19 protein-coding genes and 2 pseudogenes are annotated in these 22,803 nt (G+C 69.5%); 8 read left to right on the top strand and 13 right to left on the bottom strand.

Features of this window, described 5'->3' with window-relative positions; translation table 11 throughout:
- Positions 1-174 precede the first annotated feature (174 nt).
- Together MSPGM_RS12170 and MSPGM_RS12165 are read right to left on the bottom strand one after the other, a co-directional pair.
- Complete coding sequence (locus tag MSPGM_RS12170; RefSeq protein ID WP_003601237.1) at positions 175-975, bottom strand: SapC family protein; 801 nt, start codon at positions 973-975, stop codon at positions 175-177.
- Positions 972-1,274 (bottom strand): hypothetical protein, encoded by a 303-nt coding sequence (locus MSPGM_RS12165; protein WP_003601240.1) that lies wholly within the window; start codon positions 1,272-1,274, stop codon positions 972-974. The genes MSPGM_RS12170 and MSPGM_RS12165 overlap by 4 nt, the downstream gene beginning before the upstream one ends.
- A 636-nt stretch (positions 1,275-1,910) precedes the next feature.
- Here MSPGM_RS12165 and MSPGM_RS12160 point away from each other — a divergent pair.
- Positions 1,911-2,840, top strand: a complete 930-nt coding sequence (locus tag MSPGM_RS12160) for a helix-turn-helix domain-containing protein (RefSeq protein ID WP_003601241.1) — start codon at positions 1,911-1,913, stop codon at positions 2,838-2,840.
- A 131-nt stretch (positions 2,841-2,971) separates the two neighbouring features.
- Here MSPGM_RS12160 and MSPGM_RS12155 read toward each other — a convergent pair whose 3' ends face one another.
- The 5 genes from MSPGM_RS12155 to MSPGM_RS12135 all read right to left on the bottom strand — a co-directional run bounded on the left by MSPGM_RS12155 (position 2,972) and on the right by MSPGM_RS12135 (position 8,918).
- The gene (locus tag MSPGM_RS12155; RefSeq protein WP_003601243.1) at positions 2,972-3,904 is read right to left on the bottom strand and encodes a radical SAM protein; all 933 of its coding nucleotides are present in this window, start codon (positions 3,902-3,904) and stop codon (positions 2,972-2,974) included.
- A gap of 17 nt (positions 3,905-3,921) precedes the next feature.
- The gene (locus MSPGM_RS12150; RefSeq protein WP_261926381.1) at positions 3,922-4,728 is read right to left on the bottom strand and encodes a hypothetical protein; all 807 of its coding nucleotides are present in this window, start codon (positions 4,726-4,728) and stop codon (positions 3,922-3,924) included.
- Between the two features lie 64 nt (positions 4,729-4,792).
- Positions 4,793-7,180: a tryptophan 7-halogenase gene (locus tag MSPGM_RS12145; RefSeq protein WP_012752851.1), complete on the bottom strand. Its 2,388-nt coding sequence runs from the start codon at positions 7,178-7,180 to the stop codon at positions 4,793-4,795.
- 29 nt (positions 7,181-7,209) lie between these two features.
- Complete coding sequence (locus tag MSPGM_RS12140; RefSeq protein WP_012752850.1) at positions 7,210-7,869, bottom strand: uridine kinase; 660 nt, start codon at positions 7,867-7,869, stop codon at positions 7,210-7,212.
- Complete coding sequence (locus tag MSPGM_RS12135; protein WP_003606161.1) at positions 7,866-8,918, bottom strand: methyltransferase; 1,053 nt, start codon at positions 8,916-8,918, stop codon at positions 7,866-7,868. The genes MSPGM_RS12140 and MSPGM_RS12135 overlap by 4 nt, the downstream gene beginning before the upstream one ends.
- A gap of 386 nt (positions 8,919-9,304) precedes the next feature.
- Between MSPGM_RS12135 and MSPGM_RS12130 the strand changes: the two genes are divergently transcribed.
- The 6 genes from MSPGM_RS12130 (at position 9,305) to MSPGM_RS12105 (ending at position 17,389) form a co-directional block, all read left to right on the top strand.
- Positions 9,305-9,601: a DUF3467 domain-containing protein gene (locus MSPGM_RS12130; RefSeq protein WP_003606160.1), complete on the top strand. Its 297-nt coding sequence runs from the start codon at positions 9,305-9,307 to the stop codon at positions 9,599-9,601.
- Between the two features lie 89 nt (positions 9,602-9,690).
- Positions 9,691-11,577 carry an efflux RND transporter periplasmic adaptor subunit gene (locus MSPGM_RS12125; RefSeq protein WP_012752849.1) on the top strand — a complete coding sequence of 629 codons (1,887 nt, stop codon included), beginning with the start codon at positions 9,691-9,693 and terminating at the stop codon, positions 11,575-11,577.
- Between the two features lie 11 nt (positions 11,578-11,588).
- The gene (locus tag MSPGM_RS12120; RefSeq protein ID WP_003606158.1) at positions 11,589-13,736 is read left to right on the top strand and encodes a PqqD family peptide modification chaperone; all 2,148 of its coding nucleotides are present in this window, start codon (positions 11,589-11,591) and stop codon (positions 13,734-13,736) included.
- Positions 13,729-15,765 carry a preprotein translocase subunit SecA gene (locus MSPGM_RS12115; RefSeq protein ID WP_012752848.1) on the top strand — a complete coding sequence of 679 codons (2,037 nt, stop codon included), beginning with the start codon at positions 13,729-13,731 and terminating at the stop codon, positions 15,763-15,765. The genes MSPGM_RS12120 and MSPGM_RS12115 overlap by 8 nt, the downstream gene beginning before the upstream one ends.
- Before the next feature lie 13 nt (positions 15,766-15,778).
- The gene (locus MSPGM_RS12110) at positions 15,779-16,660 is read left to right on the top strand and encodes an efflux RND transporter periplasmic adaptor subunit (protein ID WP_012752847.1); all 882 of its coding nucleotides are present in this window, start codon (positions 15,779-15,781) and stop codon (positions 16,658-16,660) included.
- A gap of 69 nt (positions 16,661-16,729) precedes the next feature.
- Positions 16,730-17,389, top strand: a complete 660-nt coding sequence (locus MSPGM_RS12105) for a hypothetical protein (RefSeq protein WP_012752846.1) — start codon at positions 16,730-16,732, stop codon at positions 17,387-17,389.
- A gap of 126 nt (positions 17,390-17,515) precedes the next feature.
- Here MSPGM_RS12105 and rfbA read toward each other — a convergent pair.
- The 4 genes and pseudogenes from rfbA to rfbC all read right to left on the bottom strand — a co-directional run bounded on the left by rfbA (position 17,516) and on the right by rfbC (position 21,056).
- A pseudogene (gene rfbA / locus MSPGM_RS12100) lies at positions 17,516-18,405 on the bottom strand (glucose-1-phosphate thymidylyltransferase RfbA).
- A 15-nt stretch (positions 18,406-18,420) separates the two neighbouring features.
- Positions 18,421-19,310: pseudogene (gene rfbD / locus MSPGM_RS12095) on the bottom strand (dTDP-4-dehydrorhamnose reductase).
- A 2-nt stretch (positions 19,311-19,312) separates the two neighbouring features.
- Positions 19,313-20,371, bottom strand: coding sequence for a dTDP-glucose 4,6-dehydratase (rfbB, locus tag MSPGM_RS12090; RefSeq protein WP_003602115.1), 1,059 nt, complete (start codon positions 20,369-20,371; stop codon positions 19,313-19,315).
- Between the two features lie 133 nt (positions 20,372-20,504).
- Complete coding sequence (gene rfbC, locus MSPGM_RS12085; RefSeq protein WP_012752844.1) at positions 20,505-21,056, bottom strand: dTDP-4-dehydrorhamnose 3,5-epimerase; 552 nt, start codon at positions 21,054-21,056, stop codon at positions 20,505-20,507.
- 173 nt (positions 21,057-21,229) lie between these two features.
- Between rfbC and MSPGM_RS12080 the strand changes: the two genes are divergently transcribed.
- A complete protein-coding gene (locus MSPGM_RS12080) occupies positions 21,230-21,673 on the top strand; it encodes a DUF2147 domain-containing protein (RefSeq protein WP_003600503.1) in 444 nt (147 codons plus the stop codon).
- 22 nt (positions 21,674-21,695) lie between these two features.
- Here MSPGM_RS12080 and MSPGM_RS12075 read toward each other — a convergent pair whose 3' ends face one another.
- Both MSPGM_RS12075 and MSPGM_RS12070 read right to left on the bottom strand, forming a co-directional pair.
- Positions 21,696-22,163: a hypothetical protein gene (locus MSPGM_RS12075; protein ID WP_003600504.1), complete on the bottom strand. Its 468-nt coding sequence runs from the start codon at positions 22,161-22,163 to the stop codon at positions 21,696-21,698.
- Between the two features lie 174 nt (positions 22,164-22,337).
- Positions 22,338-22,730: a hypothetical protein gene (locus tag MSPGM_RS12070; RefSeq protein WP_003600505.1), complete on the bottom strand. Its 393-nt coding sequence runs from the start codon at positions 22,728-22,730 to the stop codon at positions 22,338-22,340.
- Positions 22,731-22,803: the final 73 nt, after the last annotated feature.

The raw sequence follows: 22,803 nt of genomic DNA, 5'->3' as shown, positions 1-22,803 counted from the left end.
GCCGCTCTCTCCAACCGGAACCTGCGCGGCCTGACCGGGCGCGCAAAGACATAGAGTCCCGGCAGGCTCCCTGAGCCGCCGGGATCGTTGTCACCGCTATTTTCGATTTCGGCCGGCGCTCAGCGGCTGCGCGTCGGCTCATGGCTCCCGGCCTCGACCGGGAGCGCTTCGGGATCAGGCGTTGCCCGAAGTCTCGAAGTCGGCCGGAGACGCCGGCGCGGTCTCGTCCGCCTGCGCAGACTCGGCCGGGGCACCGATGCGCTCGGCGATCGGCGCAAGGTTCCGCAGCGAGGCGAGATGCAGATAGATCAGCTCCATCTCGTCCGCCTGCATGAGCTCGGCGAGCTGCTCGGCCGACAGAGCCTTCAGGCGATCACGGCTGACCACGCTGAAGCCGGACAGCGTCGAGCGCTGACCGCTGCGCAGCGTGAACTGCGCCTGCATCGGCTCCAGGAGGCCGAACTCCTGCAGGCGCTTCACGAACAGTTTCGTGCGCTGGAACTGCACCTGATAGGCCTGAAGGAAGCCCAGGACGTTCTGCAGATACTGCGTCCGCTCGCCGTCGGCGTCGAATAGGCGCTCGCCGCGGCCCTCGTCGTTGCAGCCCGAGAAATCCTCGTCGACGCAGAGCGTGAAGGTGGCATCGGCGTCGTTCGCGTTGTCGCTGGAAAACACGAACGGGTAGCGGCGCAGGAAGGCCGGGACGTACGAACCGGACCACGAACCCGATTCCGATACGTACAGGTTCTCGTTGTCGCGAATGCCGAGGAGCGCCACCGGAATGATCTCGTCGGCAGCCCCGCCGAACACGATGGCATACTCGGCCGCCGAATTCGGAAACTCGGCGACCATGAGCGGCACCGAATTGACGCCGCGCGCGAAGTCGAACGACGCACCGGCCTTCACGGACCATGACCCGTGACGCTGCCGGGTGACCGGTACGGCACGCTCGTAGATGAGAAGCTGCTTACTCATTCCGACCCCATTTGGCGGCGCTTGTGCGATTCCCGCATCTTCGCCTCCTGCTGCATATCAGTACCGCCCACCGCTGCGGAGGGATGGTTCCATTTTTTCGATTGATCCAGCGTCTCAGATGCTGAACTCGCCGCCCGGGCCGCGACGGCCTCACCCGAGAGGATCAATCCTGGCGGCCCATTCTCGAATGCGCGGGTCTCGGAAGCCATCGTGATCGGGGTCGGCGCGAAAATAATCATAGGCTGTACCCGGTTCGACACGATGTCGAAGCTGGGCTTGGCGCTCCGATAGACTGCCATACCATGACAGCAAAGCTTCGCGATTGATGGGCCTGACCGCTCCGCCAGCGTGGCACTCGTAGATCATTTGTAGCAACGACATCAGCCTAACATAGGAAAACACCGAAAATCGGCCTCAATCGACATGGTACTGCAGATTTATTTTACAATCGATCCGGCAAGCGCCATCCGGTGAACGATTTTATTCGAATTTGTGCGGCTTCACCAGGATACTTACTTCGAACGAACGAATTTCGGCCGATAAGTCAGCGGCTACGAATACCCCGGCGATCGTCCAAGCTATCACTGTTGAGGAGGTTGCCTCTTGAAACCTCCACGGGCGACTTTAGCTGTACCGATGCTTTGATGGCGCCGAACAGGTCAGAGTTATTTTTAGCAGGGATGCGAATGATATTTTGCATCCTATGTTGGAATAATCTGCAATATCACTCGCATCTCTGCTGATAAATTTCATTCGGAACAGATGTTTCTACTAAGCCCCCCTCCTTTTCCGCGAATGTCGGCGACCATTACCGGAATAGGAAAAGGCTCCCGATCGCTTTCTTGGAAGTCGATTGTCCCGTGACCTCTCTCCAGCGTCTGGATTATCTCACGACCGGGCTGCCCCACGCGACGGCAGCCGAAATCTGGAGAGGCATGGTCGGCCCCCTGTTCGAACCGCGGGCCTTCCATCCCGGTCAGCAAAGCCCGACCGGCTCGGCGAGCGGTGCCATCATCGGCGACATCATGGTGGCACGGGTGGTGTTCGGGGCGCAGAGTTATCGCCGCGACCGGGACCTCATCGCCCGCACGCCGGATCACATCCTCTTCCATCTCTACAATGTCGGCGGTTTCAGCGGCCTCATCAGCGGGCAGCAGACCACGATCTGGTCGTCCCAGGTCGCGATCATCGACCTCGCCCAGGAGATCGATACGCTCGCGGCCTCGTCGGATACGGTTGCGCTCATCGTCCCGCGGGCCTTGCTGCCGGGCCTGGCCGACAACCCGCTGCCGCCGCGGCTCGATGCCGGACGCAACCGGCTCCTGGCCGCCCATCTGATCGCGCTGCGTGAACGCAGCACGCTGATCGAAGAACCGGATGTCGAGGAGGTCGTGACGCAGACGCTCGATTTCCTACGCGCGCTGCTCGATCCCTCCCGCGCCGAGGAGACCGCCGCGACGCCGACGCTCGCCACCTGTCACCTCACGCTCGCCGAGCAGACGATCCGCACCCATCTCGCCTCGCCGGACCTGTCGCCGGAGATGATCGCCAACGAGATCGGCGTGTCGCGCGCGACCCTCTACCGGATGTTCGCCCCCTATGGCGGCATCATGCGCTCGGTCCAGGAACGACGGCTCCTGGCCGTCCGCGCCGCCCTCAGCGACCCGCTGGAGACCCGCCGCCTCTCCCGGCTCGCGACCGATTTCGGGTTTCGCGGCAAGGTCCATTTCAGCCGCAGCTTCCGCGCCCAGTTCGGCATCACCGCGAGCGAGTTCCGGGCCGAGCAGGTGGCCCTCGCCCAGCGGGATGCGCGGAGCGATCTCGGCGTCCTGCACGACTGGTGGCCCCGGCTCGGAAATCGATAGGGCCTCGTCCCCAAGGGTGGCTGACGGGACGCGATGATCGGACCGCGAAGGGTCCTTCCGTCGACGCGTCCTTTGCCGGCGAACCGCCCTCGCTCTTCAGAAAAGCGTGCCGGAGATGCGGCACCGCCGGTTCAAGCGGGAGCCCGGCTCCAGGCCTGCCGCCGGGGCGCGGGCAACGGGTGGACGAGATCGGCTTCGAGCCCGAATTTCGCGACATAGGCCGTGTTCAGGCCGAGGCATTCACGGGAGCTGCAGGTCTCCCGGTGGGCGCATTGATAGAAGCCGTTGCGCTCGAATTCCCGCCAGAAATCCGGGTCGATGTGCAGTTCGGGCTGGCCGTTGACGAGGGCATTGCCGAGATCGCCGAGCAGACATTCGGGGAAGTTCTTCACCTCGACGGCGCGTCCGAGCGCGCGGGCGCGCAGGACCGCCTCGCGCAGATAGGGCAGGACGTCGGCGTGGCGGGCGACGAGGCCCTTCTCGTCGCGCTCGGACATCGGGAAGTAGACCCAGAACTCCATCTGGGTCAGGCGCTGGAGGTGGGCCAGCCGCGTGACGAGATCGGGCAGCAGGCGGTAGCTCCGCTCGGTCACCACGGTGTTGGTGAGGGTCTCGACGCCCTCCATCGCGTCGAGGGTCTCCAAGCCGCGCAGCGCGCGCTCGAACGAGCCCGGCACCAGGGTCAGCGCGTCGTGGCTCGCCGCATCGCTGCCGGCGATGGAGACGAAGAACTCGTCGACGCCGGCCTCGACCAGCCGGCGGCAGTAGCTCGGCTGGCCGAGATGCATGCCGTGGGTCTGAATGCGGACATGCGCGAAGCCGCTGGCTCTCGCCCGCCGGGCGAGTTCGGGCAGGTCGCGCCGCAGGGTGATCTCGGACCCGGTCAGGATCAGGCCGGACCAGCGCCGCTCACGGGCGTTTAGGGCGAGGATCTCCTCGAAATGCGCGTCCGATTCCGGCGCGAGCCGGTCCATCGTGCCCTCGATCATGCAGTGGACGCATTTGAGGTTGCAGCGAAACTCCATCGTCAGGGAGACGTAGGCGGCGTGGTCGTAGCGTCCCATGGCGTCGTCCGAGCCCTTCAGAGCAGACCGTAATACGCGCTCTTCGTCACCGTCAGCCTGCCGTCGATCACGGCATAGTCGATCCCGACATCGAACAGCAGGTGTGACAGGCGCCGCCGCTCCGAACGCACGAAGTCGCGGATCGCGGGCGGATAGGCGAGCCGGTCGAGGAAGGCGATGAGCCCGTCGATGCCGACCCGCGAGAAATAGACGCCGTCGCACAGGCGCTTGTTGGCCACGACCACGACGCCGCAGCGCATCAGTTCGGGCCACAGCATCGCGTCGAGATCGAGGCCGGGCAGATCGAAATGGGCCGAGCAGGCGGCCTTGGCCGCAATCGCGTCGCGCTCGCGGGCGGCGTCGAAGAAGCTGTAGAGGTTGTCGAAGACGAGGCCGTCGGCGGTGAGTCCGTAGCTGAGCCCGGACGAGACGCTGCTGCCGGGATTGCCGACATAGATGTTGAGGCGGTCGAGGCTCCGCTCGCCCCGGGCGAGGGCGTCGTCGAGATCGAGCGAGAACATGAAATAGGGCCGCCCGCCCGCATAGCGCAGATCGCAGGGCGCGAACGGCGCCAGGATCGCCAGGACGCGCTCGATCGAGACCGTGCGGTCGAGCCGGGCGTAGTCGTAGAAGTAGAACTCCCAGGTCGTGACGCCGTCCCGGAGCTTGGCGCCCCAGACGCTGCGGCCGGGGCCGAGGCCATCGCGCAGCGCGTCGCAGATCGCGAACAGCCGGGGTCCGCACCCGCGCAGGCCAGCGAGTGCCAGAGCAGGCTCGCCTGCCGCAGACGTCCCGCCGTCGGCCCGACCGGCTCGTAATCCCACAGGCAATAATCGGCGTAGCGGTCACCCGGCGCGGACAGTTCCAGGCGGGCGGGGTCGAGGCCGGTCATCCGCCGGCCACGCCGGAATACACGGTGACGAAGGGCTGGCCGTCCCGCCCGACGCCGCCGGCGACATGCCCCAGGGTCTCCTGAAGCCGCTCTCGCAGAACCATCGCGGCCGCCTCGCGCGGCACGCCGAGATCGACGAAGGCTTGGCCGAGCAGCGGCTCCGCATCGGCCACGCTCAGGCCACAGGCATAGAGGTTGAGGTCGTAGGATAAGCGCAGTCCCGGCTCCTCGCGGGCTTCGAGATAGTGGACCGCACCGCGCCCCCTCTCCTGCGCCAGCCGCAGGATCGCATGGGCGGTGTCGCGCGCGGGCGCGCCAGCCGGCCCCCACGCACCGGCCATCCGGTTCAGCCGTGCTTGGATCTCCTCGGGGCCGCGCACCCGTGGCCAGTGGTAGAGGGTGACGACGGGCGGATGCGCTCCCCCTGGCTTCCACTTATAGGCGCGATGGACCAGCATCGGCTCCGCGCCCGTCTCGTCCACCCCGGTCCAGGCCGCGTCGGTGCGCGACGACCATTCGATATAGAGCTTGTAGAGCGCGCCCGACGGGCCGTCCTCGTAGCCGAGATGGAGGATGTCCGCCCCGCCGATCAGGCCGGCGGCCTCCGCGCGCTCCCGCTCCGGCAATCCGAGCCCGGCGGCCAGTCGGTCGAGCGTCGCCTCGGGTGTCAGGCCGAGGCTCGCGCGGTGCAGGCTCATGAGGAATCGGTCGGTCTGCAATCCCGCCGGGGAGGCCTTCACCGAGCGCTCGTAGCCGAAGGGCTGGGCGAGCCCCGCCACCAGATCGGCGAGACGGGCGCCCTCCGGCGTCCTGCGCAGAGCCGCCGGGCCGGCCGGCGCCGAGGCCGCCGCGATGCGCACCGCAGGCGCGGCGACGGGGGCCTCGCCGTGCAACGCGTCCATCAGACGGACATGCGGCGCCATCGCCCCGGCGATCTGGGCCGACTGCGCACGGATGCTGGCGAGCAGACGGGCGATCTCACGGCCGTCGGCGACATCGACCGGAGCGAAGGGCCGACGCGGCAGGAAATCGGCGCCGGAGAACAGGAGGTAGTGATCGCCCTCGCTGAACGGCCCCTCCTCGCTCAACGCGACATGCCCGGCCAACTCGTAGAGGTCGAGGCGGTCGGCGAGCCGGTCCGGGATCATCACCGCGCGGGCCGCCGCCCAGAACGGTTCCGACCGGCGGCCGAGAACATAATGCGCGGCCACCGCCTCGGCCGCATCGTCGTGGAAGCGGTTCAGGCGCGCGGCATAGGCACGGCGCAGCACGTCACCGCCCTCCCCCTGGCGCGGCAGGTAGGCAAGGAACGTTTCGAGTCCGGCCAGGACGAGATCGAGATCGAAGCCGAGAAGCGGCTCGACCGCTCTGGCCGCCGCACCCATGGCGACGACGTTGCGCTGCCACGGTGAGGCGCGGCGACCGTGACGCAGTTCCGCATCGACGATGCCCGCCTGCCCATCGAAGGCGCGTCGCAGGGTGGCCGCCGCCGCATCCGGCGGCGTGGTCCGGCTGTCGTAGACGAAGAGATGCTCCGTGCGGTCGGCCAGCGGCAGCGACGCCGTCCATCCCTCCGCCCGGCCGCGATAGGCGGTGAAGGGCGGCACCTCGGGCGATCGCGGCAGGGACAGGCGGGCCACGCGGTCTCCGGGGCCACTGCCCGCGACCCAGGCCTCGCCGAGCGCGGTGCCGATGAGCTGCGCGGCCGCGCCGGTACAATCGAGGAAGATGTCGCCCTCGATCGTCTGTCCTCCGTCGAGGATGAGGGCGCCGACATCGCCGTACAGGTTGCGCTCGATCTCGCGGACGCGCCCGGTCACCCCGCGCACGCCTTCGGAAAGCGCCAACTCGCGCAGGAAACGGACGAGAGCTTTTCGGTCGAGGTGATAGCCGTAATCACCGGATTCGGTGAGCGAGGATCGGTCCGCCAGGGGGCGGGGTCCGCGCCCCTCGGCCGCCATCAGCGCCTGGGGCGCGTAATCGGCGTAGCTCCCGGCCTCGTCCTCGGCGCCCTCGCCGCGAAGCTTCATCCAGTAGTGGAACAGGTCGCGGCCGGCGATCCGCGGGCCGCAGGCACCGAAGGGGTGCCAGTGGCCCTGGCCCTCGGCGAACCAGTCGTCGTAGCGGCTGGCGAGCCGATAGGTCGCCGCGCAGCGGCGCATGAAGATCGCCTCGTCGATCCCGAAACCCTTGAGGAAGCGGGTGAAGGCCGGGCGCGTCGCCAGAGCGGCGGAGGCGCCGGCGGCCGGGGCCGACCCGACGAGGGTGACCGTCCAGCCCGCCCGGCGCAGGACGCGCTTCAGATAGAGCGCGGCCATCCAGCCGGCGGGGCCGCCGCCGGCGACGACCAAGCGCGCAGGCGCGGAGCGTTCGGACCTGAACATCGAGTTGTCGGCTCCGCGAGCGTCGCCCCTCACGCCGTCGGCGTCGGGACGGCCGTAAGGGTGGCGTGGAGAGTGGATTGGATTGCGGACTGAACGGCGTCGAGGTGCGCGGCGAGCGTGCCGGCGCCGAGGATCTGGTCGGCCGCCGGCCGGACCCGTTCGCGCTGCAGCGCGTAGGTCGGGTGCAGCAGGGCGTCGTAGCGTCCGAGATAGGCGTCGAGCGCCTCGAGAAGCCCGGGGGCGGCCGTCGGATCGCGCCGCGCCGCCCCGGTGAAGCTGCGCAGCTTGCGCGCCAGCGCGACATCCAGGGGCAGATCGAGCCAAACCAGATGGTCGATCTGCGCCCCCGTTCCGGGATGGGCCCGGCCGAGCAGGGTGTCGAGAACGATCACGGGGCGTGCCGCGCGCCGCGACAGGCGCAGCGTGCCGCCGCGCTCCCGGTCCGGCACCGGCTCGCCGCGCCGCAGCCGGGCCAGATCCTCGGCGAGCCCCGGCACTGGCACCGCGTCGAGGGGTGCGCCGCCCGCGAGCCATGCCGCCACCCGCTCCGGCGGCCAGCCGGTGATTTCCTCATAGGCGTCGTAGGCGAGCACGGGCGCGCCGCCGAAGCGCTCCGACAAGGCGTGGGACAAGGTGGTCTTGCCGCTGCCCGGCGGTCCGCTGACCGCGAGAACGAAGGGCGCGCTCACCGGGCACCGCCGGGCTTGCGCGCCTCGATCAGGTGGAACGGCGTCTCCAACGCAAGGCAGCGGACGCTGCAATCGACGAAGCCGAGAGCGGCCAGCGTCTCGGTATAGAGGTCCGCATCCCGGAAGAAGGGCTGGAACACGAGGTCGGCGGATTGAACGTAGCCGAGGGGGCGCTCGCGCAGAGCCATGGGTGCCCGCTCATAGATCGCGAGACGCCCGCCGGGGGCGAGCGCGCGGGCGGCGCGTTCGAGCAGGGCACGGGCCTCGCCGGCCGGCCAATCGTGCAGGACCGACTTGAAGGTCACGAGGTCGTGCCCCTCGGGCAGGGGATCGCGCCGCATGTCGCCGGCCTGGAACGCGACGCGGGCGCCTTCCGGCCGGTCCGCGAGGTTCTCGCGGCCGAGCGCGCAGACGACGGGCAGGTCGAACACCGTCGCGGTCAGGTCCGGCGCGCGGCGGCAGGCCTGGGCGGCGAACTCGCCGCTATTACCGCCGAGATCGAGCAGGCGCCGATGCCGGCCCGGCTCGATCCGGTCGAGGCCCGGCCCGGCCTCGTAGCGGGTCAGGCAGGTGGTGTAGGCGACCCAGCGCCGGGTCGCGTCGAGGTTGTCCGGCGTGATCTCGAAGCAGCGGTCGTAGCGGAACAGCTCGAAGGTGCGCGAGGCCGCCATGAAAGCCGGAAGGTCGGCGACGAAGGCGGGGAAATGCCGGCGCAGATCCTCGGACGCGGCGGCGGCGAAGGCGAGCTTCGCCTCGATGAGGTCGCGGCAGGGCAGCACGGCGCGGAACGCCTCGCTCAGCCCGATCCGGCCCGGCGCGGGCTCGGCGGCGATGCCGGCACCAACGAGGAGGCCCGTCAGGCAGGCCAGTTGCGGCCGTTCGAGCCGAAACTCATCGGCCAGCCCCGAAATGGCGGTGTCCGCCCGGCGGGCGAGCCGGTCGATCAGCCCCGATGTGAGGGCGAAGCTGAGGGCGTGCGCGGCGGCTTCGCTTTCGAGGAAGCGGTCCACACGCGGAAACTCCGGGCCCGGCAGTTCCGGCGCCGACATCCCGCGCCCTCTCCCCTCCGGCATCAGCGTGACGCCAAGCTCAGGCTGCGGCGCGAGACCCGGTCAAACCTCTGAAATGAAGGAGGCTTTGAATTGAGACGCTGGATCAACGCATTTTTCTTCGTGGCCATTGCCGCCGCCACATTCCATTCGTGATCGAATCGCACAAACCGTGCAATAGCTCCTATCGCCCTGTGTGCCATAAATGCAAGGCGACTTGGTTTCGCTGGGTTCGCAAGGCAAGCCGTCGTTCAACGACGGCTTTATTCGTGCAATGTCTTGACGAGGACTTCAGCTTCGCGATCCAGCCCGGCATTGGCCCGGCGGCGATGTCGAGGAGCGCGAGGTCACGTCGCGCGGTAATGCGTAAAGATGAGGGAGCAGTCGTGAGCGAGAGCAGCAAGCCCGGTGCCGCCGATCAGGTGCGTGCGATCGAATGGCGTGAAGACAGCATGTCGACACAGTTCGCCAACGTCGTAAACGTGCAGGGCACCCGCGAGCAGGTGGATCTGTTCTTCGGCACCAACCGGACCTGGAACCTCGCCGAGACCGAGAGCGTGGTGGTCGATCTCTCGAACCGCGTGATCCTCACGCCGCTCGCAGCCAAGCGCCTTCACTCCGTCCTCGGCGGCGTGCTGACCGAGTACGAAAACCGGCACGGACGCCTCGACCTCGACGCCTGACCCGTGATGCCCCGCCGCCGACGCATGACGGCGGCCGGGCCCTTCCGCAACGAGACCCTGAGCGCCGTCAGTCAAGGAATCCGGGGGCCATGAGCGAGCGTTTGGCGGTGGAGGGCGCGTCCGCAGCGAGCCCGGCCGCGCGCCTGTCCCTGCTGGAGCCGGCCCTGTGGCAGGTGCTCCGGACCTCCCAGACGCTTCAGGCAGCGGCGGAAGCGTGGCTCACGCTCCAGGCGCCGATGCTCGGCGCCCCGCGGGCCTGCGTCCTGCTTCCGGGGACCTCGGTGGGGCTCGCCCCGCTCGCCGTGTTCCCGGCTCAATCCGAGTGCGAAGCCGGCCTGCGCGAGACCGCCGAAGCCGCCTTTCGCGAGAACCGCCCGGTCGTGCAGGCGATGGCGGAGGCCGGGCCGCATCCGGGCGCCGCGCCGCACGGGTCGGGCGCGTGGATCGCGCTGCCGCTGGTTCTGGACGAGGCCTGCTTCGCCGTCACCGCCTTCGCCCTCGACAGCCTCGACAAGGACGAGCTGCGCGCCGCGATCCGTCAGGTGCAGTGGGGCAGTGCGTGGCTCGTCGCCAAGCAGGCCGAGCTGATCGGGCGGGGCGAGCGCCGGACGCTGGCCCGCTCGCGCTCCGTCCTCGATCTGCTCGCCGGGGTGCTTGAGCAATCGCGCTTTTCCGCCGCCTGCACCGCCGCGGTGACGGACCTTGCCATCGCCTTTTCGTGCCAGCGCGCGGCAATCGGCTTCGTACGGCGCGGCAGCGCCCGGATCGCGGCGATCTCGCACTCGGCGCAGTTCGGCCGCGAGATGAACCTCGTGCGGCGCCTCGGCGCCTGCATGAACGAGGCGATCGACCAGCGCAGCCTGATCCTGTTCCCGCCGCCCGAGAACGAGGCCACCGTCACGACGGCGCATGCCGACCTCGCCCGCCTGCAATATGGCGGCCGGGTGCTGACCGTGCCGATGCTCGTCGATGACCGCTTCGTCGGTGCCATCACCCTGGAGCGGCCCGCCGACCAGCCGTTCAGCCTCGAGATCGTCGAGCAGGTGAGCGCCTGCGCCGCCGCCATCGGCCCGGTGCTGGAAGACAAGCGGCAGAACGACCGCTGGCTCGTGCTGAAGGCCACCGACGCCGTGATGAACGGCGCGCGGCTGGTCTTCGGCCCGAACCATACCGGGCTCAAGCTCGGCCTCGCCGCGGTGCTGGCCGTGGTCCTGGCGCTCTCGGTGATCAAGATCGATTACCGCGTGACTGCGGACGCCCGCGTCGAAGGCCTCGTGCGCCGTTCCGTCGTCGCCTCCTACGACGGCTACCTGAAGACCGCCGGGCACCGCGCCGGCGACACGGTGCGCAAGGGCGATCTCCTCGCCGCCCTGGAAGACCGCGATCTCGCCCTGGAGCGCCTGCGCTGGGTAACCGAGCGCCAGCAGCGCACCTACGAGTACGACAAGGCGCTCGCCACCCGGCAGCCCGCCACGATCAACGTGGTCAAGAGCCAGATCGATCAGGCCGACGCGCAGATCCGCCTGCTCGACGAACAGATCGCCCGCTCGAAATTCACCGCGCCCTTCGACGGCTTGATCGTCTCCGGCGACCTCTCGCAATCCATCGGCGGCGCCATCAGCCGCGGACAGGTGCTGTTCGAGATCGCCCCGCTGGACAGCTACCGCGTCGTCCTCAGCGTGGACGAGCGCCTGATCGCCGACCTGCGCGAGGGCCAGACCGGGCACGTGCTCGCGACCTCCCTGCCCGACCAGCCGCAAGTGCTGACGATCCAGACCATCACCCCCGTGGCCGAGGCCAAGAACGGCCGCAACCTGTTCCGGGTCGAGGGCCGGATCGAGGACGGCGCCACCCGGCTGCGGCCGGGCATGGAGGGCATCGCCAAGGTCGACGTCGACCGGCGGCTGCTCGCCTGGGTCTGGGCCCGGCCGATCGTCGATTGGGTGCGCCTCGCCCTCTGGCACTGGTGGCCGTGAGGGGTTGAGGCATGTCCCAGTCCCTGTTCAGCCAATCGTGGTACCGCGTCGCGGCCCTGCGCCCGCGCTTGCGCCGCCACGCCGAGATCCACCGGCAGAGCTTTCGCGGCGAGGTCTGGTACGTCCTTCAGGATCACCAGACCGGGCGCTTCCACCGCCTCTCGCCTGCCGCCAACCTGATCCTGTGCATGATGGACGGGCGCCGCACCCTGCAGGAGGTGTGGGAGGCGGCCGCGCGCCGCAACGAGGATGATCCGCCGACCCAGGACGACACGATCCGTCTGATTTCGCAGCTCCACGGCTCGGACCTGCTCCAGGGCGACCTGCCGCCCGATCTCGCCGAACTCGCCGAGCGCTCGGAATCGACCGCGCGCCGCACCCTGATCGCCCGGGTGAAGAACCCGCTGGCCCTGCGCTTCCCGCTCTTCGACCCCGATCCGTTGCTCGACCGGCTCGTGCCGTACTTCCGGCCGCTCTTCTCGGTCTGGGGGCTCGCGGTCTGGCTCGCGGTGGTGATCTCCGGCCTCGTCGTGGCCGGGTTGCACGCGGGCGAGCTGACCGGCGACGTCGCGGGCCAGATGCTCTCGGCGCAGAACGTCGCGCTGATGATGTGCCTCTACCCCGTCATCAAGGCCCTGCACGAGGCCGGGCACGCCTGTGCCGCCAAGGCCTGGGGCGGCGAGGTGCACGAAGTCGGCCTGATGCTGCTCGTGCTGTTCCCGGCGCCCTACGTCGATGCCTCGACCTCCGCCGCCTTCCCCAGCAAGTGGCAGCGGATGATGGTGGCGGCCGCCGGCATCTTCGTCGAGCTGTTCCTGGCGGGCCTCGCCGCCATCGTCTGGGCCACGGCTGAGCCCGGCCTCGTGCGGGCGGCGGCCTTCAACGTAATGGTGATCGGCAGCGTCTCGACGCTGCTGTTCAACGGCAACCCGCTGCTGCGCTTCGACGGCTACTATATCTTCGCCGACCTGATCGAGATCCCGAATCTCGGCTCGCGGGCCAACCGCTACGTCTTCTACCTGATCGAGCGCTACGCCCTGAAGATCGAGGGCGCGAAGAGTCCGGTGACGGCGGACGGCGAGCGGCCCTGGCTGTTTGTCTACGCGGTGGCCGCCTTCATCTACCGCACCACCGTTTCGATCGCGATCGCGAGCTTCATCGCCACGCAGTACTTCGTGTTCGGCGTGCTGCTGGCCGGGCTCGCGCTGTTCGGCACCGTGGTCTCACCCCTCGTGAAGGGGCTCAAGTTCATCCTCACCGATCCGAAGCTGAACCGGCGCCGGAGCCGGGCCGTGACCCTCACGAGCGCCGCCACAGGTGCGGTTCTGGCCCTGCTGTTCGTGGTGCCCCTGCCCTACACGACGATGGCGCAGGGCGTCGTCTGGGCGCCCGACGACACGCAGATCCGCACCAAGACCGACGGCATCCTGACCACGCTTCTGGTGGAGCCCGGCCGCGACGCGCAGGCCGGCGAAGCCCTGGCGACGCTCGAAGACCCAAGCCTCGACAGCCGCGTCGCGGTGCTGGAGGCGCAGCTCGCCGAGCTGCGCCTGCGCTACGACGCCGCCCGGCTCGGCGACCGGGTGCAGGCGCAGATTCTGCAGGAGCAGATCGCCAGCACGCAGGAGATCCTGCGGGTCTACCGCGAGCGGCAGGCCGGCCTCATCGTGCGGGCATCCCAGGCCGGCCGGCTGATCGTGCCGGGCGCCGTCGATCTGCCGGGGCGGTATCTGCGCCGGGGCGAGCGCATCGGCTACGTGCTCACCGCCGACGACCCCGTGGTGCGGGTCGTGGTGCCGCAGACGGATGTGGACCTGATCCGCAGCCGGACGCAGGGCGTCGCCGCGCGGCTGGCCGAGAAGCCCGAGGAAGTGCGCGCCGGCTCGATCCTGCGCGAGGTGCCGGGGGCGCAGCAGGAGATCCCGAGTCTCGCCCTCGCGACGCAGGGCGGCGGCACCATCGCCGTGGACGCCAGCAACCCGCAGAAGCCGGTGGCGCTCCAGAGCATCTTCGTCTTCGACGTCCAACTCGCGGGCGGCCTCCCCTTCAACGTGCTCGGCGAGCGGGTCTATATCCGGTTCGATCACGGGGCGGAGCCGATCGCGTGGCGCGCGCTGCGCAGCCTGCGGCAGGTGTTCCTGAGCCAGTTCCGTGTCTGACCCCCTCGCCCTCTCAGGCGGCTCGGCGCCCGGAGCCGCCTTCCGCGTACCGCCCGTGCGCGCCTATTCCGAGCGCAAGCCGCTGAAGGCGAGCCGGCTCGATCAGGCCGCCGCGCGGGTGATCGGCCGCGTGCGCGTCGGGCTCGCCGGCTGGGCGGCCCGACGCTACGCGCGGATCGCCCGCGCCGCCCTGGCGCAGGCCGAGGACATCGCCGAGCTGTCCGAAGAGGCGCTGCAATTCCGCATTCGGGCGATCACGGGCGCTCTGCGCGCCCGGAAAACCTTTCGCGATGCCGACATCGCGGAGGCTTTCGCGCTGATCCGCGAGATGTCGGGACGGGTGAAGGGGCAGCGCCATTACGGCGTGCAGATGATGGGTGCTGCCGCCATCCTCGACGGGCGCGTCGCCCAGATGGCCACCGGCGAGGGCAAGACTCTCACGGCGACGCTGGCCGCCGGGGCCGCGGCGCTGGCCGGACTTCCCGTCCACGTCGTTACGGTCAACGATTACCTCGCCGAGCGCGACGCCGAGGAGATGCGTCCGCTCTACGCCGCGCTGGGGCTCACGGTCGGCGTCATCAAGGAGAAGCAGGAGCAGCCGGAGCGGGCGCAGGCCTATGGCTGCCACATCACCTACTGCACCAACAAGGACCTCGCCTTCGACTACCTGCGCGATCGCATCGCGCTGGGCCAGCGCGCCAGCGACGTGCGCCTCAAGCTCGAGAGCCTGCATGCGAGCGCGAGCCGGCTCGCCCAGCTCCGCCTGCGCGGCCTGCACTTCGCCATCGTCGACGAGGCCGACAGCGTGCTGATCGACGAGGCGCGCACGCCGCTCATCATCTCGGCCCCGGCCGGCTCGCAGTTCGGAACGGAGGTGCTCGCCCGCGCCATGGAGATCGCGGCGGAGTTGAAGAGCCCCGAGGATTACGGGATCGAGGCGGCCGAGCACCGGATCATCCTCACCGAGGCCGGCCGCGAGCGGATCACGGGTCTCGCCACGAGCGACGGGCGCGGCGAGGCCTCGGCCTGGCGCGGACGCGTCACCCGCGAGGGGCTGGTGCGCCAGGCGCTCTCGGCCCTGCACCTGTTCCACCGGGACGAGCACTACATCCTGCGCGACGGCAAGGTGGTGATCGTCGACGCCAATACCGGCCGGGTGATGCCGGACCGGAGCTGGAGCGACGGCCTGCACCAGATGGTCGAGCACAAGGAGGGCTGCGACCTCTCCGGCGCCCGCTCGACGCTGGCCCGCATGACCTACCAGCGCTTCTTCCGCCGCTATCCCCGGCTCGCCGGCATGACCGGCACGACCCGCGGCGTCGCCGCCGAATTCTGGACGGTCTACCGGCTGCCGGTGGTGCGCATCCCGACGCACCGTCCGGTGCAGCGGCGCCACCTCCCCGACGAGGTCCTGCCCGACGAGGCGGCGAAGTGGCGGCGGGTGACGGCGCGCATCGCCGAGCTCCATGCGAAGGGCTGCCCGGTTCTCGTCGGCACCCGCTCGGTGGCGGCCTCCGCGCGGGCGAGCACGCATCTCACCGCAGCCGGGCTGCCGCACACGGTGCTCAGCGCCGCCCAGGACGGGCAGGAAGCGGCCATCGTGGCGCAGGCCGGGCAGCGGGGCCGCATCACGGTGGCGACGAACATGGCCGGGCGCGGCACCGACATCAAGCTCGGCCCCGGCGTGGCCGAACGCGGCGGCCTGCACGTCATCATGGTCGAGCGCCAGGACGCGCAGCGCATCGACGACCAGCTCGCCGGCCGCAGCGGACGCCAGGGCGAGCCCGGCTGTTTCCAGGCGATCCTCTCGCTCGACGATCCGCTGCTGGATAGCAGCCTCGTTAGCCGCGGGCTCGCCCGCCGCATTATGGCGCTGCTCGGCCCCGAGCGCGGCCGGGTCTTCGGCGCGCGACTGCTGCGCCACGCGCAGTTGCGCACCGAGCGGCTGCACGGGCGCATGCGCGCCGACCTGCTGCATTCCGACCAGATGCAGGACCGTATTCTGGCTTTTGCCGGCCATGCCGAGTGAGGACTGTTTTGCAATGACCCTTCTGGCTGGAACGCGGCAAGCCCGGATCTGCGCGGCGCTCGCCGGCCTCTTTCTTTCCACCTACGCGGCGAGCGCCCAGGACACCCGCGTTGATTGCGTGGTGGAGCCGGCGCAGAAACTGAAGATCGGTTCGGCCACGCTCGGCATCCTCAAGAGCGTGCCGGTCAACCGGGGCGCGGCGGTCAAGGCCGGCGACATCATCGCCCGGCTCGATTCGAGCGTGGAGGAGGCCAACGTCGCCCTGTCGCGGGCGCAGGCGGAATCGACCGCCGGCATCGAGGCGCAGCAGACCCGCGTCGAACTCTACAAGCGCCGCCTCGAACGCCAGAACCAGCTCTCAAAAGGCATCGTCACCCAGGAAAAGCTCGATCAGGTCGAGGCCGATTACGAGATCGGCCGGCGCGACCTTCAGACCGAGATCCTCAAGCACAAGCTCAACGGCATCGAGCTCCAGCGCGCCGAGGCGCAGCTCGAATTGCGGATGATTCGCAGCCCGATCCGCGGCATCGTCACCGAGCGGCTGATGTCGGCGGGCGAGTTCGTACGCCAGGACAGCGCGATCTTCACCCTGGTCCAGCTCGATCCGCTCTACGTCGAGGCCTACCTGCCGGTCTCCCGCTGGAAGGAGATCGCTCTCGGGATGCCGGCGACCGTCGTGCTCGACCAGCCGATCGGCGGCGCCTACGAGGCCAAGGTCAGCGTGGTCGATCAGGTGTTCGACGCGGCGAGCGGCACCTTCGGCGTGCGCCTCGAATTGCCGAACCCGGACTTCAAGCTGCCCGGCGGCCAGCGCTGCAAGGTCGCCTTCCCGCTTCCCCCCGCCGGCCCGCTCGCGACCGCCCTGCCCCCCGACGCCAAGTTCGACGCTAAGTAGGCGGCGGATCGGGGACCGGTCGCCCGACGCGATGGACCTTTGCCCGCCATCGACGTATTGCGCTGCACGATGGAGCGGACGGCGACACGGATGCTGACGGTGGGGCTCGCAGCGCTTGGCGCCGCCGTGCCGCCCGCCGACTTGAGCAGCGCGCAGGCGCAAGCGGCCGGAGCCGCCGCCGAGACAAGCCGGGAGGCGCAGGATGGGTCCGAGGCGCGCGCCTTGATCGAAACGCTGAGCGCCCGCCTTCTCGCTGCGCCAAGCGCCACCGCCGTTCTCGAAGCATGGTGCGCCGAGCGCGGGCTCAGCCCCGATCCGCGGATCGTCGCCGTGCGCGTCCCCGGCCCGGACAAGCTCCCCGGTGCGGCCCGGCGCGAGCGGCTTGCCGTGAGCCCGGACGAGCCCGTGCGCTACCGCCGGGTCCGGCTCACCTGCGGGACCCACGTCCTGTCCGAGGCCGACAACTGGTACGTTCCGAGTCGCCTGACGTCCGCGATGAACGCGGCGCTGGACGGCACGCAGGCCCCCTTCGGCCACGTCGTGCGCCCGCTCGGTCCGAGCCGGCGCAACCGCTCGCTGACGATGCTGTGGCGGCCCGAATCCGGCGGCCTGCCGGGGCCCGGAGAGCCGCTATTCTCGGTGGAGGCGGTACTGACGGCCGGTGGCGTGCCGTTCTGCGAAGTCGCCGAGACTTATACCGGCGCCGTGCTCATTCAGGGCGCGCGCTGACGCGACGCCCGGCCAGACCCCACACCTTGCCCTTCATCACCGCGAGCGAAGCGATCCAGGATCGCGACCGTTCCGGATAGATTGGTGCTCTGGACGGCTTCGCCGTGACGAATCGAGGTGCGTCCGTCAAAAATCCTGATCGGCCCGGCGGCCCTCGCGAGCCAGGCGCAGCAAGTTCTGACCGTAGCTGGTCTTGGCGAACAGCTCGCCGCGGGCCTGCAACTGCTCGCGGCCGATGAAGCCCTGCAGGTAGGCGATCTCCTCCAGGCAGGCGACCTGAAGCCCTTGACGGCGCTGCAGCACCCGCACGAACTCGCCCGCCTCCAGCAGGCTGTCGTGCGTACCGGTGTCGAGCCACGCGTAGCCGCGGCTCATCCGCTCGACATGGAGCTGGCCGCGTTCGAGATAGGCCTGGTTGACCGATGTGATCTCGAGTTCGCCCCGGTCCGAGGGCTTCACCTCGGCGGCGATGTCGAGCACCTGATTGTCGTAGAAGTACAGCCCCGTCACCGCCCAGGGGCTTTCGGGGTCTGGGGCTTCTCCACCAGCCGCAAGGGCCGGCCGGACTCGTCGAGGGTGACGACGCCGTAGGCCTCCGGATGATCGACGTGGTAGGCGAACACCGTTGCCCCGCTCTTGCGGGTGCGGGCCTTGGCGAGCAGGTCGCTCATGCCGTTGCCGAAGAACAGGTTGTCGCCGAGCACCAGCGCCACGTCGTCGCTGCCGACGAAGTCGCGGCCGATGATGAAAGCCTGGGCCAGCCCTTCGGGCCGCGGCTGCACCGCGTAGGTGAAGGTGACGCCGAACTGCTCACCGGTGCCGAGCAAGCGCTGGTAGTTGCCGAGATGCTCCGGCGAGGAGATGACGAGGATCTCGCGGATGCCGGCGAGCATCAGCACCGAGATCGGGTAGTAGATCATCGGCTTGTCGTAGACCGGCAGCAGCTGCTTGTTGATCGCCAGCGTGGCCGGATGGAGCCTGGTGCCGGAGCCGCCGGCGAGCACGATGCCCTTCATCAAAACACGTCCTGATCAGTGGGAGCGAACCGGCCCGACCAGCCGGTCGAGGATGTCGTCGAGCGCCGGCTCCCAGGAGCGCGGCGCGAGGCCGTAGGCGTCGGTCAGGCTCTGGCTGGAGAGGCGCGAATTCACCGGGCGCCGGGCCGGCGTCGGGTAGGCCGAACTCGGGATGCCCTCGATCGGCACCGAGCGCCCGCCGCGCCGGGCCGACCCCGCGACGATCGCCCGGGCGAAGTCGCACCACGTCGTCGCGCCGTCGTTGACGCAGTGGAAGGTGCCGGTGGGCGCAGCCTCGTCGCCGGCCAGCCGCAGGGCGATCGCGGCGAGCGCACCCGCGAGATCGGCCGCGGAGGTCGGGCAGCCGTGCTGGTCCTCGACAACGGTGAGCCGATCCCGCTCGCCCGAGAGCCGCAGCATCGTCTTGACGAAGTTGCCCCGGTGCGGGCTCACCACCCAGGCGGTGCGCACGATGGCGTGGCGCGGATTGCCGGAGCGCACCGCCATCTCGCCGGCCGCCTTGCTGGCGCCGTAGACGCTCTGCGGGTTCACCGGCGCATCGGGGGCGTAGAAGCCCTCGCCCGACCCATCAAACACGTAGTCGGTCGAGACATGGACGAGCGGGATGGCCCGCCGCTTCGTCTCGGCCGCGAGGATGGCCGGGGCCAGCGCGTTGAGGCGCCATGCGGCCGCGACCTCGCTCTCGGCCTTATCGACAGCGGTGTAGGCGGCCGTGTTGATCACCGCCGCGTAGGTGCACGCATCGAGCGCAGCCGCAACAGCCGCCTCGTCGGTGATGTCGAGGCTCTGGCGGTCGGGGCGTGGACCCGCACGCCCTCGGGCCAGGACAAGGCCTGAAGCTCCGTGCCGACCTGGCCGGCGCCGCCGAGGATCAGGATGTCCATGTTCAGGCGCTCTTGGGCGCGAGGCCGAGGCGCTCGCCGGAATAGCGGCCCTCGCGGATCGGGCGCCACCACGCCTCGTTGTCGAGGTACCAGCGCACGGTTTCCGTCAGCGCCTGCTCGAACACCTTGGTCGGCCGCCAGCCGACCTCGGCTTCCGCCTTCGACGGGTCGATCGCGTAGCGGCGGTCGTGGCCGGGCCGGTCGGCGACGAAGCTGATCAGGCGCTCGTGCGGGCCGTTCTCGGGCTTGAGCTGGTCGAAGGCGGCACAAAGCGCCTTCACCACGGCGAGGTTATTCCGCACCGAGCGCCCGCCCAGGAGGTAGGTCTCGCCGAGCCGGCCGCGCTCCAGCACCGCGACGAGGCCGCGGGCATGGTCCTCGACATGGATCCAGTCGCGCTCGTTCAGGCCGTCGCCGTAGACCGGGAGCGGCTTGCCCTCCAGCGCGGCCAGGATCATCAGCGGGATCAGCTTCTCGGGGAAGTGGCGCGGGCCGTAATTGTTCGAGCAGTTCGTCACCAGAACCGGCAGGCCGTAGGTCTCGTGCCAGGCGCGGGCGAGATGGTCGGAGGCCGCCTTTGACGCCGAGTAGGGCGAGCGCGGATCGTAGCGGCTCTCCTCGGTGAAGAACGCGTCCGGCGGCAGCGAGCCGTAGACCTCGTCGGTCGAGACGTGGAGGAAGCGGAACGTCGCCTTGGCCTCGCGGTCGAGGCTTTCCCAATGGGTGCGGGCGCCGTCGAGCATGACCTGGGTGCCGATGACGTTGGTGCGCACGAAGGCACCCGGATCGGTGATCGAGCGATCGACATGGCTCTCGGCGGCCAGATGCATCACCGCCTCGGGCCTGAACTCGGCGTAGAGGGCGTGGACGCGCGCCGGATCGCAGATGTCGGCCTGTTCCAGGCGGTGGCGCGGATCGTCCGCCAGCGGCTGCAGCGAGATCGGGTTGGCGGCGTAGGTCATGGCGTCGAGGGTGAGCACCTCGTGGCCGAGATCCTGCACCAGATGCAGCACGAGGGCGGAGCCGATGAAGCCGCAGCCGCCCGTTACCAGAATGCGCATCGATCCGAACTCCGTCCAATTCCTGTCCGCGGGGTCGGCATCCGCGGGATGGGCAAGGGCCACGCTCGGCCGCGCCTACGCCAACCTGAGGTCGGGTTCAATCCGCCCGACCGAACGATCTCGATACCTTGACTCAGAACACCCGCCCGAGATCGGCCAGAAGCGGCGCAGCCTTGTCCTTGCCCGAGAGGATCGCATCCGCTTCGGCCACCGGCCACGCGATGCCGATCGCCGGATCGTTCCAGCGCAGGTTCCGGTCGTCGGCCGGGCTGTAATAGGCGTCGACCTTGTAGGCGACCATGGTGTCCGGCTCCAGGGTGCAGAAGCCATGGGCAAAGCCGGCGGGCACGAAAAGCTGCTCGCCGCCGGTCGCATCGAGCCGCACGGCGACGTGGCGGCCGTAGCTCGGGGAGTCGGAGCGCAGATCGACGGCGACATCGAGGATCGCGCCGGCGAGCACCCGGATCAGCTTGGCCTGGGCGTTGGGTGCGACTTGGAAGTGCAGGCCCCGGATCGTGCCGGCGGGCGCGGAGAAGGATTGGTTGTCTTGCACGAAGGCATTGGCGATCCCGTGCTCGGACAGGATATCGGCCCGGTAGATCTCGGAGAACCAGCCGCGGTCGTCGCCGTGGCGCTTCGGGATCACCCGTTTGACCGCCGGAATTTCAGTATCGATGACCTGCATCCACCGCTCCTGACTTGTCCGTATCGGCTCGCCGTGGGCGTAGGCCGCGCGAAGGCGGCGAAGTCAAGGCCGCATCGTCATGCGGCCTCATATCCCGCTCCTTGCGTAACCGTGGCGGGCTGACTACCGCTCGCGCCGGCCGGCGGTCACTGTCGGCGAGGAGGGAAGCTCGAATGACGACGCCGCGCGCCAACCGTTCACGCCATCGCCCGATGCACGTCTTCGCCGCGGCGCTGCTGCTTGCCGTGTCCGGCACAGGCGCCCTCGCGCAAAAGGCCTCGGACCTCTCCGGCACATGGCAGACGGAGACGGCGGGCTCAACCGTGCGCATCGCCCGTTGCGGCGGCGGCTATTGCGGTGTGATCGCCGCGACCGCCGGCGCCGGGCTCGACGCGCAGAACCCCGATCCGGCGCTGCGTTCGCGCAAGCTCGTCGGCGTGCAGATCATGCAGGCCGGCACCCCGAGCGGCAACGGCTTCGAGGGCAGCCTCTACAATCCGAACGACGGCAAGACCTATTCGGGCAGCGTCACGCCGAAGGGGCCCGACACCATCGAGGTGGCGGGTTGCGTGCTCAGCGTTCTGTGCAAGCGCCAGACCTGGCGGCGGATTCGGTAAAGCGAAACCCCGCCTGCCCGGCTCAGTGATCCGCGCTTCCGGGCGCGGATTCCATCGCGCTGTCGATGAGCGCGGCCTTCTCGGCCGGCGGCTCGGCGCTCGCCATGGCCTTCGTCTCCAGAACAGGCTGCAGGCGGGCGGCGAGCTGCTTGTCGAGGTGGCGGGCGTAGGCCCCCTTGAAGTAGCGGGCGCCGGTGCCGGGGCCGTAGATCCGGTCGTGGGCGACCGCCATGCGATCGACCTCAGGGCGACACAGGAAGCCGGTCACTCCGGCCGCCTCGTACCAGCGCCCGTCCCGCGCGAGCCGCATCGCCTTCGGGTTGGAGACCACGGTTTCGGCAAAGCACGCCGTTGCCGCTTCCTCGAGCGGCGCCAGCACCGCGTGCTCGGAGCCGGCCACGTGCTGCCGGGCCGGACGCGCCTCGGCCGCGGGGCCGAGCAGGACGAAGGCAAGACCGACGAACGGCAAGGCTCTCATCACGGCTCTCATGGGGCGCCTCGAACGAGTATGGAACGCCGCCAGTGTTCGCCGAAGATCGCGCCGGATCTAGGGCGAAAACCGCTCGCCCGTGCCGCAGCGCGGAACAAATCCGAATCTGTCGCCGGGCCGCCACAGCACGATCCATACGACCCGCTCCGCGCCGACGCAGCCTGAACGGCGAAATCAGCCGCGCCGCATCGCGTTCCAGCTGCCGTTGCAGCTGATCGGGCCGTCGCCGAGGGTCGACCAGCGGCCGGCGCCGGTCCCGTTGGCAGACAACCGCCCGAACACCTGGGCAGCATCGCTGCCGCGGGAGATGGTGCCGCGCACCGTCCCGTTTGCCGCGACGCGCCCACTGATCCCGACCTCTCCGCCGCTGTAGACGGCCTCGCCGCGCTGGATCTGGATGCCGTAGCGATAGGCCCGGTCGCAGGGGCCGTCGAGGGTCACGACCTCGATGCTCCAGCGGCCGTCGTAGCGATGCGGCACCTGCACCTTGCGCTTGGCCGCCTCCGATGTTCCGGCGCTGCCGACGGCGATGGCAAAGGTGGCGACGGCAAGGATCGGAAGGCGCATGGGGATGACATCCGGCTCAGGGCATGGGGCCGTGTCGGCCCGTTTCAGCCGGAAGATCGTCTTGCGTCCCGCA

The sequence above is a fragment of the Methylorubrum sp. GM97 genome (genome assembly GCF_024347855.1).
In the GTDB taxonomy this organism is placed as follows: Bacteria; Pseudomonadota; Alphaproteobacteria; order Rhizobiales; family Beijerinckiaceae; genus Methylobacterium; species Methylobacterium extorquens.
Note: the sequence above shows the minus strand (reverse complement) of the source record. Positions and strands in the feature narration are given on the sequence as shown.